Raw genomic sequence first — 16,007 nt, 5'->3', positions numbered from 1 at the left:
AATGGTGCGGGTTGTAGCAGTCCCGCACCAGCAGTGTGCAGTTCGGTGACGCGGGCTGTTACAGGCTGGTTGCACGTCGTTTGGCGCCGCGGTTGCAATGATGGCGCGTGCGGGTTGCGCCTGAAAAAATAAATGGTTTCACCTTCCGCGGTTTAGACGGTTGCACGCCCAATGAAAATGGGAACGAAACAGTCGAAATAACAAGAAAGCAGCGACTTTTTGAAGAATAAAAAACCGATGGCACGGCCCTTGCTCTGAGCATTCAGTGAAATGAAGTCGCAGTGCCAACTAAAAAAAACCTTGGAGCACCACCTCATGTCCCAGACGTTTTACAAGAAAGGCTTTCTGGCCCTCGCAGTGGCTACTGCGTTGGGTGTTTCTGCGTTTGCTCAAGCTGATGTGAAAATCGGTGTAGCGGGTCCAATGACTGGCGCCAACGCGGCATTTGGCGAGCAGTACATGAAGGGTGCACAGGCAGCGGCTGACGCGGTGAACGCGGCTGGCGGCGTCAACGGGGAAAAAATCGTACTGGTCAAGGGCGATGACGCCTGCGAGCCGAAACAGGCCGTGACGGTCGCCAAGGACCTCACCAACCAGAAAGTCGCCGGCGTGGTCGGTCACTTCTGCTCATCTTCGACCATTCCAGCGTCGGAAATCTACGACGAAGCCGGGATCATCGCGATCACCCCGGGTTCGACCAACCCGCAAGTTACCGAGCGTGGCCTCAGCGCCATGTTCCGTATGTGCGGGCGTGACGACCAGCAAGGCATTGTCGCCGGTGACTACATCGTCGACGTGCTCAAGGGCAAGAAAGTCGTCGTGCTGCACGACAAAGACACCTACGGCCAAGGCCTGGCGGATGCCACCAAGGCACAACTGGTCAAGCGCGGCGTGACGCCCGTGTTGTACGAAGGCCTGACCCGTGGCGAAAAAGACTTCAGCACCATCGTCACCAAGATCCGTGGCGCCGGCGCCGACGTCGTCTACTTCGGCGGTCTGCACCCGGAGGCCGGCCCGCTGGTTCGCCAACTGCGTGAACAAGGCCTGAAAGACGTCAAGTTCATGTCCGATGACGGCATCGTGACTGACGAACTGGTGACCACCGCCGGTGGCCCGCAATTCACCGATGGCGTGCTGATGACCTTCGGCGCCGACCCGCGTCTGTTGCCTGAGAGCAAGACCGTTGTGGACGCATTCCGCAAGGCCGGTACCGAGCCTGAGGGTTACACCCTGTACGCCTACGCTTCGGTGCAGACCCTGGCTGCCGCGTTCAATGGCGCCAAGTCCAACAAGGGTGAAGAGGCTGCGGCCTGGCTGAAGAAAAATCCGGTGAAAACCGTCATGGGCGAAAAAACCTGGGATTCCAAGGGCGACCTGAAAGTCTCCGACTACGTGGTTTACCAGTGGGACAAGGACGGCAAATATCACCAGCTGGAAAAACAGAAGTAAGGGCTGACGCGATCAGTTGATCCCACGGTTCCTTTGTAGGAGTGAGCCTGCTCGCGAAGACGGACTGACAGGCAACACATGTGTTGAATGTAAATCCGCTATCGCGAGCAGGCTCACTCCTACAGGGGGCGGTGGTGACGGGTGAATCGCGCTCTGACATTGCTCCGACGTAAATCTGTATTTTTCCTAGAAGAACCGCACACCCCGGGTGTGCAGGTTCTCACTGCGTGAGATTGCGTTATGGATGGTATTTTCCTGCAGCAACTGGTCAACGGCCTGACTCTCGGGTCGGTCTATGGCCTGATCGCCATCGGCTACACAATGGTCTACGGCATCATCGGCATGATCAACTTCGCCCACGGCGAGGTTTACATGATTTCTGCTTACCTGGCGGCAATCAGTCTGGCTCTGCTGGCTTACTTCGGTATCGAATCTTTCCCGCTGCTGATGCTCGGCACACTGATCTTCACCATCGTCGTCACGGCGGTGTATGGCTGGGTCATTGAACGAGTCGCCTACAAACCCCTGCGCAACTCCACCCGACTGGCACCGCTGATCAGCGCCATCGGCATTTCCCTGATCCTGCAAAACTACGCACAGATCGCTCAAGGCGCCAAACAACAGGGCGTGCCAACCCTGCTGAGCGGTGCGTGGCGTGTCGACATCGGTACCGGTTTCGTGCAACTGACCTACACCAAGGTTTTCATTCTGGTGGCCGCATTCGTCGGCATGGGCCTGCTGACCTACATCATCAAGTACACCAAGCTCGGACGCATGTGCCGTGCGACCCAGCAAGACCGCAAGATGGCTTCGATCCTCGGCATCAACACCGATCGGGTCATTTCCTATGTGTTCATCATCGGTGCAGCCATGGCAGCGCTGGCCGGCGTACTGATCACCATGAACTACGGCACTTTCGACTTCTATGCCGGCTTCATTATCGGCATCAAGGCGTTCACCGCGGCGGTGCTTGGCGGGATCGGTTCACTGCCCGGGGCCATGCTCGGCGGGATCATCCTCGGCATTTCCGAGTCGCTGTTCTCCGGTCTGGTCAACTCCGACTACAAAGACGTGTTCAGCTTCTCGCTGCTCGTACTTGTTCTGGTCTTCCGGCCGCAGGGCCTGTTGGGCCGTCCTCTTGTGTCGAAGGTGTAAGCGATGTCTTCAACCACTCAAAAATCCATCGATATCAAAAAAAGCCTGGTTGAGGCGATTCTTGCCGGCCTGATTGCCCTGATCGTATTCGGGCCGATTGTCGGCGTCGTACTCGAGGGTTACAGCTTCAACCTCGAACCGACCCGCGTGGCCTGGATCATTGGCATTGTCATGATTGGCCGCTTTGCCCTCAGCCTGTTCCTGCAAACACCCAAGGGCCTGAAAATTCTCGACGGATTCGAGAGCACCGGTTCCGGTGTGCATGTGCTGCCGGCCGATCACAAATCCTCGCTGCGCTGGATCATCCCGCTGCTGATTGTGCTGGCCGTCATCGTGCCATTTGTCTCCAACTCCTATCTGCTGGGCGTGGTCATCCTCGGGTTGATCTACGTGCTGCTGGGGCTGGGGCTGAACATCGTGGTCGGTCTGGCCGGTCTGCTCGATCTGGGTTACGTGGCGTTCTACGCGATCGGTGCCTACGGTCTTGCGCTGGGTTATCAATACCTCGGTCTGGGTTTCTGGACCGTACTGCCGCTGGCGGCGATCACTGCCGGGCTGGCCGGGTGCATCCTCGGTTTCCCGGTATTGCGTCTGCATGGCGATTACCTGGCGATCGTGACCCTGGGTTTCGGTGAAATCATTCGCCTGGTCCTCAACAACTGGTTGTCGCTGACTGGTGGCCCGAACGGCATGCCGGCGCCGCTGCCGACGTTCTTTGGTCTGGAGTTCGGCAAACGGGCGAAGGATGGCGGGGTGCCGTTTCACGAGTTCTTCGGCATCGCCTACAACCCGGACGTGAAGTACTACTTCATCTACGCGGTGTTGTTCCTCGTGGTGCTGGCGGTGCTGTACATCAAGCATCGTCTGGTGAAGATGCCGGTCGGCCGCGCGTGGGAAGCCTTGCGTGAAGACGAAATCGCCTGCCGCTCGATGGGCCTCAACCACGTGTTGGTCAAGCTCTCGGCGTTCACCATCGGTGCATCGACCGCCGGTCTTGCCGGTGTGTTCTTCGCGACCTATCAAGGCTTCGTCAACCCGACCTCGTTCACCTTCTTTGAATCGGCGCTGATCCTCGCCATCGTCGTCCTCGGCGGCATGGGCTCGACCATCGGTGTGGTGATTGCGGCATTCGTACTCACCGTCGCTCCGGAATTGCTGCGCGGCTTCGCCGAATATCGCGTGCTGCTGTTCGGCATCCTGATGGTGTTGATGATGATCTGGCGACCACGCGGGCTGATCCGTATCAGCCGTACCGGGGTCACTCCACGCAAAGGTGCCATTCACTATGAGAGGACTGCGCCATGAGTGAAGTCGTACTCTCTGTTGAAAAACTGATGATGCATTTCGGTGGCATCAAGGCCTTGAGCGATGTCAGCCTGAAGGTCAAACGCAACTCGATCTTCGCCCTGATCGGCCCCAACGGCGCCGGCAAGACCACGGTGTTCAACTGCCTGACCGGTTTCTATAAAGCCTCCGGCGGCAAGATCGAACTCAACGTGCGCGGCCAGCAGACCAACGTCATCCAGTTGCTCGGCGAGTCGTTCAAACCGACCGATTTCGTCTCGCCGAAATCCTTCCTCAGCCGCATGTACTACAAGATGTTCGGCGGCACGCACCTGGTAAACCGTGCAGGCCTGGCGCGAACCTTCCAGAACATTCGCCTGTTCAAGGAAATGTCGGTGCTGGAAAACCTGCTGGTGGCTCAGCACATGTGGGTCAACCGCAACATGCTTGCCGGCATCCTCAACACCAAGGGCTACCGCAAGGCCGAAAGTGACGCGCTGGACTGCGCGTTCTACTGGCTGGAAGTGGTCGATCTGGTGGACTGCGCCAACCGTCTCGCCGGTGAGCTTTCCTACGGCCAACAGCGCCGTCTGGAGATCGCCCGGGCCATGTGCACGCGGCCGCAGATCATCTGCCTCGACGAACCGGCCGCCGGCCTCAACCCTCAGGAAACCGAAGCGCTGAGCGCGATGATCCGGCTGCTGCGCGACGAGCACGATCTGACCGTGGTGCTGATCGAACACGACATGGGCATGGTTATGAGCATTTCCGACCACATCGTGGTGCTGGACCACGGCATCGTCATCGCTGAGGGCGGGCCTGAAGCGATCCGTAACGATCCGAAAGTGATCGCGGCCTACCTGGGCGCCGACGAAGAGGAGCTGGTATGACGCAACCGATCCTCGAACTCAAAGACCTCGACGTTTTCTATGGTCCGATCCAGGCCCTCAAAGGCGTTTCGCTGCAGATCAACGAAGGGGAAACCGTCAGCCTGATCGGCTCCAACGGTGCCGGTAAATCAACGTTGCTGATGTCGATCTTCGGTCAGCCACGGGCGGCGAGCGGGCAGATTCTCTATCAGGGCGTCGACATCACCCACAAGTCCTCGCACTACATTGCCTCCAACGGTATTGCGCAATCGCCGGAAGGGCGGCGGGTGTTCCCCGACATGACCGTCGAGGAAAATCTGCTGATGGGCACCATCCCGATTGGCGACAAGTACGCCAAAGAGGACATGCAGCGAATGTTCGAGCTGTTTCCACGGCTGGAAGAGCGACGTAACCAACGGGCGATGACCATGTCTGGTGGTGAACAGCAAATGCTCGCCATTGCCCGTGCGTTGATGAGCCGGCCGAAGTTGCTGCTGCTCGATGAGCCGAGCCTGGGCCTGGCGCCGATTGTGGTGAAGCAGATCTTTGCGACCCTGCGCGAACTGGCGAAAACCGGCATGACCATTTTTCTGGTCGAGCAGAACGCCAACCATGCGCTGAAGCTGTCGGATCGCGCGTATGTGATGGTCAACGGCGAGATACGCCTGACCGGCACGGGTAAAGAGTTGCTGGTGAATGAGGAGGTGCGGAACGCTTATCTGGGCGGGCACTGATTCCTCGACGTTATGCACAGCCCCGGCGACGCAAGTCCCGGGGCTTTTTTATATCCCAAATTCACCGCAAACCCCTGTAGGAGTGAGCCTGCTCGCGATCGCGGTTTCCCATTCGCCATCACCGGTGACTGATACACCGCTATCGCGAGCAGGCTCACTCCTACAGTTGATATGCGCCAGATTCCAGAATTGTGGAAAACAAATTCCCATAGCTGCCAAAGCGCGACATATAGACGCTGCAAATGGCTGTTTTTCCACAGTTTTGACTTGTCCCCGGTTACTGTGGAGCTGGCTGTGAATAACGTGGGTGTATCTGGCTGCGCACCTTGTAAACCGTGGCTTTCAAGTGTGTGGTTGTTTTTTGATCAGGTGTTTTTGCTGAAGCTGAAGGCGTCGTTGTCAACCTTTTTCTAGGCATCGCCTCTTAGGCAATTCAATGTGTACGGGCCTGTGGATAAGTCTGTGATTAAACTCTGGAAAGACTGCGCTGAGGGCCGTAATTGCTGGCCTCGCGCAATCACTGTGCTGAGTGACCAGTCGTGCAAAATGCCATGTCCCGCACATCCACCACTTCAGGGTCAAGCAAAAAACTTTCTATTTCGCCCGCAAAGCCTTGTGTGGCGCGGCTTTGCGCGGTTCCACTTGCCCCCGGAAACTGTGGAAGGGACTGTGGATAACATGCGTGCACATGGCTACAGGCCACGGTGGCTATGGCGTTGGTGCGGTTGGTCGTTTTTTGTACAGCTTGTGGGTGTTGCCCGTGAATGCGCGGGCGGGCATGCTGCCTGCTGATTTTCTATTCCAAGGGCTGCCCCGGCGGCCGAAGCAAGGAGAACACGATGTCCAACACCCTGTTTATCACCGGCGCGACGTCCGGATTTGGTGAAGCCTGTGCCCGCCGTTTTGCCGAGGCTGGCTGGAAACTGGTGCTGACCGGCCGTCGTGAAGAACGCCTGAATGCGCTGTGTGCGGAGTTGTCGAAGCAGACCGAAGTGCATGGTCTGGTCCTCGATGTGCGCGATCGCAAGGCGATGGAAGAGGCGATTGCCAACCTGCCGCCATCGTTCGCCAAACTGCGTGGCCTGATCAACAACGCCGGTCTGGCATTGGGCGTGGACCCGGCGCCGAATTGCGATCTGGACGATTGGGACACCATGGTCGACACCAACGTCAAAGGCCTGATGTACGCCACGCGCTTGCTGCTGCCGCGTCTGATCGCCCATGGTCGTGGCGCCGGCATCGTCAACCTGGGCTCCATCGCCGGCAACTATCCGTATCCGGGCAGCCATGTGTATGGCGCGACCAAGGCGTTCGTTAAACAGTTCTCGCTGAACCTGCGCTGCGACTTGCAAGGCACCGGTGTGCGCGTCAGCAACATTGAGCCGGGGCTGTGCGAAAGCGAGTTCTCGTTGGTGCGTTTCGCTGGTGATCAGGAGCGTTACAACGCGACTTACGCCGGTGCCGAGCCGATCCAGCCACAGGACATCGCCGAGACGATTTTCTGGGTGATGAATGCGCCGGCGCACATCAACATCAACAGCCTGGAATTGATGCCGGTGAGCCAGACCTGGGCCGGTTTTGCCATTGAGCGTAACAAGGCTTAGGACCGCGCTGAAGCCATTCGCGAGCAGGCTCGCTCCCACATGGAATGCATTGCAAAGTGGGAGCGAGCCTGCTCGCGAAGGGGGCAAATCGGCCAAAACAGGGCGATAAGGTAAACTCCCCTCGCAATAACCCAGCCGCACCCCGCGGTTTTCAAGGTTTTTCGAGGAGTCAAAGTGAGTAACCGAGGTGAGCAGGCACTGCTCAAACAATCGACCATTCTGATGTTGGCTGTGGCGATTGCCGGGATCGTCACCGGTTTTGTTTCAGGTTCGCAATCCATCCTGTTTGATGGTTTTTTCTCGCTGATCGCAACCTTCATCAAAGTCCTGATGCTGATCACTGCCAAGCTGATCGCCAAGCAAAGCAACCACCGTTTCCAGTTCGGTTTCTGGCACCTGGAGCCGATGGTGCTGCTGATCGAAGGCAGCTTCCTGATGTTGATCGCGATCTACGCGTTTCTCAACGGCGTGTTCGGCATCATCAACGGTGGCCGCGACATCGAGTTGGGGCTGGTGATCATTTATGCCGCGGTGTTTACCGTGGTCGAATTCGCCTACTTCTTCTACGTACGCCAGCGTAATCGCAAGCTCAAATCCAGCCTGATCCAGTTCGACAACATCAGTTGGCTGGTGGATGCGATGCTTTCCGTAGGCCTGTTGATCAGTTTCCTTGCGGCGCTGCTGCTCAAGTCTCAGGGTTATGGACAGTGGGCGGTGTACGTCGACCCGTTGATTCTGATCGTACTGGCGCTGACCATGTTGCCACCAGCGTTCAAGATCCTTGGCCCGGCGTTGCGCGATGTACTGGGGATTGCCCCGGACACGCTGGATGATCAGGTGCGACAGGTAATGGACGCGGCGAAAACCGAGCATGGTTTCGACGATTACGTGTCGTACGTGCAGAAGCACGGGCGGGCGCGGTTTATCGAGATTCATGTGGTGTTGCCGGCGGATTATGCGCTGAGCAATGTCGGACAGCTGGATGCGTTACGCGAAAAGATTTCGGCGCAGCTGGGCAAGCCGGATGCGGCGCGCTGGTTGACCATCAGCTTTACCGGGGACAAGAAGTGGATCGCCTAGCGACCGCGTAACGGCCATTCGCGAGCAGGCTCGCTCCCACGTTGGGATTGCGCTGAACACACTATTTGTGAGCCGCACAATCAACTGTGGGAGCGAGCCTGCTCGCGAAAGCTATTTATCCATCAGCGAAGATATTCAGCCAGACCGTGGTAACAAGTCGCCAAGTGATAAGGCGTAGTCGAAGGCATGTCCTTGCGGCTCACTTCGCCCAACTCATCCCGGCACTCATGCCAGCCACCGGCATGCAGAAAGCGCTGCTGCAACGCCTGCAACTGGCGCAGCACCACCGCTTCACTACCCTGACGCAAGGTCAGCGCGCGCAGATATTCCGCCTGAGCCCAGATCCGCTGAGTCGAGTCGCGCGGGCGTCCATTCGTTTCCAGATCGAGCATCGCCCGCACCGCGCCGGATGACTGCACCACGCCGTATTGCTCGGTGAAGGCAAACGCGCGGTCGAGCGCCGCATGCAGTTTCGAACCCCGCAGCAACGCTGACGATTCCAGCAGGAAATACCATTCGAACTGATGCCCCGGCTCATACCAGTTATCCACAGCGCCGAGCGGCTTTTCCATCAACACGCCATATTGCGGGTCGACGAACTGCTTGTGCATGGCTGTGCATAACTCCAGCAATGCTTTTTGCGTCTGGGCATCTTCGCGAACCGCCAGGGTGGCGAGAAACGCTTCGGCCAGGTGCATCAACGGGTTTTGCAGCGGACCGGTTTGCAGGGTGATCCAGTCGCGTTCCAGACAGGCTTCGTACAAGCCATCACCGGTCGCAAAGCGCCGGCCAATGATTTCCAGCGCCGCATTCAACGTCGACTCAGCCAACGGATCGCCGGACTTCTCCCAGTAATGCGCGCAGGCAAACAGGATAAAGGCGTGGGTGTAGAGATCCTTGCGCTGATCCAGCGGCTTGCCCAGCGCATCGATGCTGTAGAACCAGCCGCCATGCTCGGCATCATGAAAATACCGTTGCAGCGAGCGGAACAGCGCCGCGGCGCGTGCGTCAGCGTTATCCACAACCCCGATCAGACTGGAAAACAGGTACAGCTGCCGTGCACAGGCCATCGCCCGATAGCGCTGCGGTGGCAGCGGCTGATGCGTGGCGTCCAGCGCCTCGTAGGGGAGCGCCATGTCGGCGTTCCAGCCCGGACCTTGCCAGAGCGGCACTATGACGTTGACGAAGTGCTGTTGCACAGCGCCGAACAGGGCGGTCAATTCGGGCAGGGAGGTGGAGCGGGAAGCGTGGGGCATGGGCGGACGTCGTCACGGCTGGGGCGATTGCGCGACATGGTAGCAGAGAGACCGGCCTGAGCGATGTGGTGTCTGTCAGACCGCCTTCGCGAGCAGGCTCGCTCCCACAGTGGATTCGCAGCGTACACAAAACCTGTGGGAGCGAGCCTGCTCGCGAAGAGGCCCTTTCAAACAATAGAGATCAGCCCGCCAGTAACCAAACACCAGTCGCCGCCGAAGCCGCGCCCGCCAGGCGCACCAACGGTGCAGCAGCCTGAGGCAGGAAACGCACCACGGCATAACCCGCCGCATGCAGTGCAGCCGTCGCGGCGACGAACCCGGCCGCATACGCCCAAGGACTGCTCATGTCCGGCAACTCCAGCCCATGCGCCACACCGTGGAACAACGCAAACACCGCCGTTGCCACCACCGCCATGACCAACGGCGGACGCACCGCCAGTGCCACGGCCAAGCCCAGCGCCAGCACCGACGCGGCAATCCCGCTTTCCAGCGCCGGCAATTCCAGCCCTTCAAACCCGAGCAGGCCGCCAATCAGCATGGTGCCGACAAATGTGCACGGCAGCGCCCAACGCGCTGCGCCTTGCTGCTGCGCGGCCCACAGACCGACAGCGATCATTGCCAGCAAATGGTCGAGGCCGCCGATCGGGTGGCTGATGCCGGCAACCAGACCGCTATCGCCATGCCCCGGATGCGCGAAGGCCAGCGCCGGGGTCAGCAGCAGCGCCACAGCGCCAAGAATACGTTTGAGTGTCATGAATAAGCTTCCTTGTTGATCAGTGAATCAGGCTGCGGTCAGCAGGCCCTGGCGTTCGATGAAGGCGATGATTTGTTCAAGGCCCTGACCGGTTTTCTGGTTGCTGAAAACGAACGGCTTGCCGTTGCGCATGCGTTTGGTGTCGCTGTCCATCATCTCCAGCGAGGCGCCCACCAGCGGCGCGAGGTCGATCTTGTTGATCACCAGCAGATCGGATTTGCAGATGCCCGGCCCGCCCTTGCGCGGCAGCTTGTCGCCGGCCGAGACATCGATCACATAGATGGTCAGGTCGGACAGTTCCGGGCTGAACGTCGCCGAGAGGTTGTCGCCGCCGGATTCCACCAGGATCAGATCCAGCCCCGGAAAACGCCGGTTCAGTTGATCGACTGCTTCCAGGTTGATCGAGGCGTCTTCGCGGATCGCCGTGTGTGGGCAGCCACCGGTTTCCACGCCGATGATCCGCTCCGGCGCCAAGGCTTCGTTGCGCACGAGAAAATCGGCGTCTTCGCGGGTGTAGATGTCGTTGGTGACCACGGCGAGGTTGTAGCGCTCGCGCAGGGCCAGGCACAGGGCCAGGGTCAACGCGGTTTTGCCGGAACCGACCGGGCCGCCGATGCCGACGCGCAGAGGTTGGGTGTTCATGGTTGTTTCTCCTAAGAGCGAAAGAGGCGGCTGTACTGGCGCTCGTGGGCCATGCACGCCAGGGACAGGCCGAACGCGGCGCTGCCCATGTGTTCGGGGTTGATTCGGCTGGCGTCTTGCTGCGCTTGTTGCAGCAGCGGCAGCAGTTCGCTGGTCAGGCGCTGCGCGGCCTGCTGGCCCAGCGGCAGGGTTTTCATCAATACGGCGAGCTGGTTTTCCAGCCAGCTCCAAAGCCACGCGGCGAGCGCGTCCTGCGGGCTGATGCCCCAGGCGCGTGCGGCCAGCGCCCAGCACAGGGCCAGATGCGGTTCAGGGCATTGATCGAGAAAGTCGCGGGCGGGCGCGTCGAGTTCCGGTAAACCATTGAGCAATTGCTGCAACGAATAGCCCATCTGCCGGCTCTCCAGATGCAACTCGCGGGTCTCGCGGCTGGCGCGATGGCTTTCGCAAAGGATCTGCAATTCAGCCCACTGTTCATCCGCCGCCGCCTGGCAATGCGCAAGCAACAGCGGTGCTTCGAAGCGCGCGAGGTTGAGCAGCAACTGATCACTGATCCAGCGCCGAGCGTTGTCCGGATTGTTGACGCGGCCGTTATCCACAGCCATTTCCAGACCTTGTGAATAGCTGTAGCCGCCAATCGGCAGTTGCGGACTGGCCAGGCGCAGCAGCGCCCAGGCCGGATTCACAGGCGTACGCCGAACTGATGGAGTTTCGGCGCGTAATTGAAGTCTTCGTCGCCGTGTCGTGAGTGATGATGGCCGCCGCCATAAGCGCCGTGCTCGGGCTGGAATGGCGCTTCGATCGCTTCTACCTGCGCACCAAGCTGTTCGAGCATCGCCTTGAGCACGTAATCGTCGAGCAGACGCAGCCAGCCATCGCCGACTTGCAGGGCGACGTGGCGGTTACCCAGGTGATAGGCCGCACGGGTCAGTTCGAAAGCGTTGGCGCAGGTAACGTGCAACAGTTGCTCGGGACGGGCGCAGACGCGGACGATGCGGCCGTCTTCAGCCTGTAGGCATTCGCCGTCATACAGCGGCGGCTGACCGCGCTCCAAAAACAACCCGACGTCTTCGCCCTCGGCACTGAAACAGCGCAAACGGCTTTTGCTCCGCGCTTCGAAGGTCAGGTGCAACTCGGCGGCCCAGACGGGTTGAGGGTCGATTCTGCGGTGAATCACCAGCATCGGAAAGCTTCCAGCTATGGACAATACTCTGGCTAGAGCAAGGGCCTTGCCAATCGGACGAGATGTAGGAAATCCCTGTCGGAGCGTAGTGGATGTTTCAGGATGTTGCGGGGATTTGGAAGGTTTTGGTGCATGAAGGTTTTTACATGCACCAAATAGAGGCTGTGACGCATGACCCTTGTGGGAGCGAGCCTGCTCGCGAAAGCGGTGGGTCAGCAATATAGATGTTGGCTGATACGACGCTTTCGCGAGCAGGCTCGCTCCCACAGGGGGGATATGGTGTGTCAGTGATAGAGGGGAGTTACTCGGTACTGCCCAGCCCTTGCCAGTGCTTGAGCCCGATAAAGATAAAACGCAGTTGCTGGGTGATCTTCGCCTGTGGCGTCAGATGCTCCGGCAGGGCTTCAGCGGGCGGGTCGATGATGTCGGGCAGGGTGGCAAACACCGATTTGACGATCAGGTCAGCCATCACGCTCAGGCCCTCGGCGTCCAGATGCTGAAGCTTGGGCATCATCGTCAGGTCGGCAGCGAGGTCGGAGCTGATGTTCTCGCGCAACCGCCCGATCGCCTGACGCACCGGCAGTGAACCGCCGTACTGCTCACGCGCCAGAAACAGGAATTGCGAGCGATTGGCGCTGACCACGTCGAGAAAGATCCGCACCGAGGCATCAATAATGCCGCCCATGACGAATTCGTTGTGGCGCACCAGGCGAATGGTTTCGCGGAAGGTCTGGCCGACTTCGCTGACCAGCACCAGGCCTAACTCGTCCATATCGGCAAAATGCCGGTAGAAACCAGTGGGCACGATCCCGGCGGTTTTGGTCACTTCGCGCAGGCTCAGGCTGCCGAATCCTCGGCCGCTTTCCATCAGGTGGCGGGCAGCGTCCATCAGGGCGTTGCGGGTCTGTTGTTTCTGTTCGGCGCGGGGCAGCATCGCAAGGTAGTTTCTTCGGCAAGACAAGCGCCGCACTCTAGCAAATCGGCTTTATCGGCGTCGAACGGCAGCGGGGGAGGCAGCGGGGAATTGGCATCTCATTTGTAGCGATGGTGCATAAAGTCAAAAGCCCAATCGGGGGATCGGGCTTTTTTTCAGGGCCGCCATGGGCTCAGCTCACAGCGCTATTGCGTTCGATAACACGGTCACCACCACCTTCGGCAACAGCCTGGCCTTGTGGGGTTTTGTCGTAGCCGTCTTCAACCAGACCTTTTTCTTCCAGGCGATTACGGCCGTTTTCAGCGACAGCCTGGCCTTGTGGGGTTTTGTCGTAGCCGTCTTCGACCAGACCTTTTTCTTCCAGACGATTGCGACCGTTTTCAGCTACCGACTGACCCTGTGGGGTTTTGTCGTAGCCATCTTCAGCCAGGGTCTGACCTTGTGGAGTTTTGTCATAGCCATCTTCGGCGAGGGTTTGGCTGAACACCGAGTGGCTGTCTTTGACTTGCGGAGTAGCTTGATCGGCAGCCGGCAGGGCGAACGCAGTGCTGGCCAGCATCGATAGGGTAAGACTAAGCAGTAATTGGCGTTTCATGATGGGTTGCTCCTTGGGAGGGCGATAAAGTGGGTACGAGGGCAATGCTACTCTCGATAAGTCGATATAAAAGTTCATAAACGCAATGGTAATAATCAACAGAATTGATTGTTCTGCCGGGAGGCTCTAGATCGGGCCTTTGCGGGCGACGGTTTTGCACCGAGGTGGGTATTTTCGACTCACCCGCGCCTCGCAAAAGTGCGGGTCGTGGTAACACCGTTCGACTGATCGGTCAGATTTCGCGCGGCTTTTTGCGCGGTAATTGGCCTTTCGATTAAACCTGCGGCTGGTTTGCCAGTCGTAGATTTCATGAGGGCCACTTTGGCCCGCCGTTTCAGCCGTGCGCCGCATTCTTTGCGTGCGGTCGTGATCAGGAGCTTTGTGCATGACGCGCACTGGAAAAATCTTCAGCTGGACCTTCGCCATCCTCGTGCTGCTACTGGCTGTGCTGGTATTGATCATCGTGTTCTTCGACTGGAACCGGATCAAACCGCCGCTCAACGCCAAAGTCTCGGAAGAACTGCACCGACCGTTTGCCATCAATGGCAAACTCGCGGTGATCTGGCAGCGCGAGCCGGACGAGGGTGGCTGGCGTGCGTGGGTGCCGTGGCCGCACGTGGTCGCTGAGGATTTGAGCCTGGGCAACCCGGACTGGTCGAAAAAACCGCAAATGGTCACGCTCAAGCGCGTTGAGCTGCGTATCTCGCCATTGGCGCTGTTGGCGCAACGGGTGGTGATTCCGCGTATTGACCTGACCGAACCGAACGCCGAGTTGCAGCGTCTGGCCGATGGCCGCGCCAACTGGACATTCAAGTTCGACCCGAAAGACCCGAATGCCGAACCGTCGAACTGGGTGGTGGACATCGGCGCCATCGGGTTCGACAAGGGCCATGTCACCCTCGACGATCAAACGCTCAAGACCAATCTTGATGTGCTGATCGATCCGTTGGGCAAGCCGATCCCGTACAGCGACATCGTCGGCGACAAAGCCGCGAAAACCGCCCAGGACAAGGGCGGCTCACCGCAGGATTATGCGTTTGCCTTGAAGGTCAAAGGTCAATACCACGGCCAGAAACTCAGCGGCCAAGGCAAGATCGGCGGTCTGCTCGCCTTGCAGGACGCGAGCAAGCCATTCCCGCTGCAGGCGCAGGCGAAGATCGGCGACACCAGCATCGAACTCGCCGGCACGCTGACCGATCCGCTCAACCTCGGCGCCCTCGATCTGCGTCTGAAACTGGCCGGTGCCAGCCTCGGCAATCTTTATCCACTGACCGGCGTGACCCTGCCGGACACGCCGCCGTATGCCACCGACGGCCATTTGATCGCCAAGTTGCATGATGAGGCCGGGGCGAAATTCACCTATGAGCAGTTCAACGGCAAGATCGGCAGCAGTGACATCCATGGCGACCTGACCTACGTCGCCAGCCAGCCTCGGCCTAAACTCAGCGGCGCGCTGCTCTCCAATCAACTGCTGTTCGCTGACCTCGCACCCCTGATCGGCGCCGATTCCAATGACAAGCAAAAGGCCCGCGGTGGCGAGAGCAAACAGCCGGCGGACAAAGTGCTGCCGGTGGAAGAGTTCAAGACTGATCGCTGGCGCGCGATGGATGCCGACGTCGAGTTCACTGGCAAGCGCATCGTCCACAGTGAGAAGCTGCCGTTCAACGACCTCTATACCCACCTGAAGCTCAACGATGGTGAACTCAGCCTGGAGCCGCTGCGCTTCGGCGTCGCTGGTGGCAATCTTGATGCACAGATTCGCCTCAACGGCCGCACCGAGCCGCTTGAGGGGCGCGCCAAACTGACCGCTCGCAGGTTCAAGCTCAAGGAACTGTTCCCTACCTTCGAACCGATGAAAACCAGCTTCGGTGAGCTCAACGGCGACGCCGACATCAGCGGGCGCGGCAACTCGGTGGCCAAGCTGCTGGGCGGTGCCAACGGCAAATTGAAGATGCTGATCAACGATGGCGCGATCAGCCGTGAGCTGATGGAGCTGGCCGGGCTCAACGTCGGTAACTATGTGGTCGGCAAGATCTTTGGCGACAAGGAAGTGAAGATCAACTGCGCAGCGGCGGACTTCGACATCAAGAGCGGTCTGGCCACCACGCAGTTGTTTGTCTTTGATACCGAGAACGCGATCATCTATATCGACGGCACGGCGAACATGGCCACTGAGCAGCTTGACCTGACCGTGACGCCGGAATCCAAGGGCTGGCGTTTGATTTCCCTGCGTTCGCCGCTGTATGTGCGGGGCAAGTTCATCAAGCCGGATGCGGGCGTGAAGGCCGTGCCGCTGATGTTGCGTGGGGCGGGGATGGTTGCGTTGGGTGTGATTGCCGCGCCGGCGGCGGGGCTGTTGGCGCTGGTGGCGCCGAGTGGCGGTGAGCCGAATCAGTGTGCGCCGTTGCTGGACCAGATGAAGGCGGGCAAGGCGCCTGTTACCGTGAAACCGACCAAGTAATCTTCAG

The 16,007-nt window shown here is 59.2% G+C and carries 15 protein-coding genes; 8 read left to right on the top strand and 7 right to left on the bottom strand.

Translation table 11 applies throughout. The features are described from left to right. Window positions 1-315 precede the first annotated feature (315 nt). The 7 genes from ACOYXJ_RS06490 to ACOYXJ_RS06460 all read left to right on the top strand — a co-directional run bounded on the left by ACOYXJ_RS06490 (window position 316) and on the right by ACOYXJ_RS06460 (window position 8,175). The gene (locus ACOYXJ_RS06490; RefSeq protein ID WP_038360427.1) at window positions 316-1,449 is read left to right on the top strand and encodes an ABC transporter substrate-binding protein; all 1,134 of its coding nucleotides are present in this window, start codon (window positions 316-318) and stop codon (window positions 1,447-1,449) included. A gap of 240 nt (window positions 1,450-1,689) precedes the next feature. After that, window positions 1,690-2,604, top strand: coding sequence for an ABC transporter permease subunit (locus ACOYXJ_RS06485; RefSeq protein ID WP_095121858.1), 915 nt, complete (start codon window positions 1,690-1,692; stop codon window positions 2,602-2,604). Between the two features lie 3 nt (window positions 2,605-2,607). Next, window positions 2,608-3,909 (top strand): high-affinity branched-chain amino acid ABC transporter permease LivM, encoded by a 1,302-nt coding sequence (livM, locus tag ACOYXJ_RS06480; protein ID WP_095047315.1) that lies wholly within the window; start codon window positions 2,608-2,610, stop codon window positions 3,907-3,909. Further along, window positions 3,906-4,778 (top strand): ABC transporter ATP-binding protein, encoded by an 873-nt coding sequence (locus ACOYXJ_RS06475; RefSeq protein WP_016985385.1) that lies wholly within the window; start codon window positions 3,906-3,908, stop codon window positions 4,776-4,778. Before livM ends, ACOYXJ_RS06475 begins: the two co-directional genes overlap by 4 nt. After that, window positions 4,775-5,491, top strand: a complete 717-nt coding sequence (locus ACOYXJ_RS06470) for an ABC transporter ATP-binding protein (protein ID WP_110719584.1) — start codon at window positions 4,775-4,777, stop codon at window positions 5,489-5,491. Before ACOYXJ_RS06475 ends, ACOYXJ_RS06470 begins: the two co-directional genes overlap by 4 nt. Before the next feature lie 839 nt (window positions 5,492-6,330). Beyond that, window positions 6,331-7,095, top strand: a complete 765-nt coding sequence (locus ACOYXJ_RS06465; protein WP_460368551.1) for an SDR family oxidoreductase — start codon at window positions 6,331-6,333, stop codon at window positions 7,093-7,095. 174 nt (window positions 7,096-7,269) lie between these two features. Beyond that, window positions 7,270-8,175: a cation diffusion facilitator family transporter gene (locus ACOYXJ_RS06460; protein ID WP_460368549.1), complete on the top strand. Its 906-nt coding sequence runs from the start codon at window positions 7,270-7,272 to the stop codon at window positions 8,173-8,175. A 122-nt stretch (window positions 8,176-8,297) separates the two neighbouring features. Here the strand turns inward: ACOYXJ_RS06460 and ACOYXJ_RS06455 are convergent, their stop codons facing one another. The 7 genes from ACOYXJ_RS06455 to ACOYXJ_RS06425 all read right to left on the bottom strand — a co-directional run bounded on the left by ACOYXJ_RS06455 (window position 8,298) and on the right by ACOYXJ_RS06425 (window position 13,539). Next, a complete protein-coding gene (locus tag ACOYXJ_RS06455; RefSeq protein ID WP_460368547.1) occupies window positions 8,298-9,431 on the bottom strand; it encodes an AGE family epimerase/isomerase in 1,134 nt (377 codons plus the stop codon). 181 nt (window positions 9,432-9,612) lie between these two features. Next, on the bottom strand, window positions 9,613-10,185 hold the full coding sequence (locus ACOYXJ_RS06450; protein ID WP_150795634.1) for a HupE/UreJ family protein: 573 nt from the start codon (window positions 10,183-10,185) through the stop codon (window positions 9,613-9,615). A 27-nt stretch (window positions 10,186-10,212) separates the two neighbouring features. Then, window positions 10,213-10,827 carry an urease accessory protein UreG gene (gene ureG, locus ACOYXJ_RS06445; RefSeq protein ID WP_007915910.1) on the bottom strand — a complete coding sequence of 205 codons (615 nt, stop codon included), beginning with the start codon at window positions 10,825-10,827 and terminating at the stop codon, window positions 10,213-10,215. 11 nt (window positions 10,828-10,838) lie between these two features. Beyond that, complete coding sequence (locus ACOYXJ_RS06440) at window positions 10,839-11,513, bottom strand: urease accessory protein UreF (RefSeq protein ID WP_460368544.1); 675 nt, start codon at window positions 11,511-11,513, stop codon at window positions 10,839-10,841. Then, entirely contained in the window at window positions 11,510-12,010 is a 501-nt protein-coding gene (gene ureE, locus ACOYXJ_RS06435) for an urease accessory protein UreE (protein WP_008087160.1), read from the bottom strand. Before ureE ends, ACOYXJ_RS06440 begins: the two co-directional genes overlap by 4 nt. A gap of 301 nt (window positions 12,011-12,311) precedes the next feature. Next, window positions 12,312-12,944 carry a TetR family transcriptional regulator gene (locus ACOYXJ_RS06430; RefSeq protein ID WP_077570695.1) on the bottom strand — a complete coding sequence of 211 codons (633 nt, stop codon included), beginning with the start codon at window positions 12,942-12,944 and terminating at the stop codon, window positions 12,312-12,314. Window positions 12,945-13,116: 172 nt separating this feature from the next. Further along, complete coding sequence (locus ACOYXJ_RS06425) at window positions 13,117-13,539, bottom strand: hypothetical protein (protein WP_016985394.1); 423 nt, start codon at window positions 13,537-13,539, stop codon at window positions 13,117-13,119. Between the two features lie 385 nt (window positions 13,540-13,924). On the opposite strand from ACOYXJ_RS06425, the gene ACOYXJ_RS06420 reads away from it, so the two are divergent. Then, window positions 13,925-16,000, top strand: a complete 2,076-nt coding sequence (locus ACOYXJ_RS06420) for an AsmA family protein (protein ID WP_460368541.1) — start codon at window positions 13,925-13,927, stop codon at window positions 15,998-16,000. The last annotated feature ends 7 nt before the right edge of the window (window positions 16,001-16,007 follow it).

The sequence above is a fragment of the Pseudomonas sp. Tul2A7 genome (genome assembly GCF_054790505.1).
The sequence above is the reverse complement of the archived record's forward strand: the minus strand, read 5'-3'. Positions and strand labels throughout refer to the sequence as shown.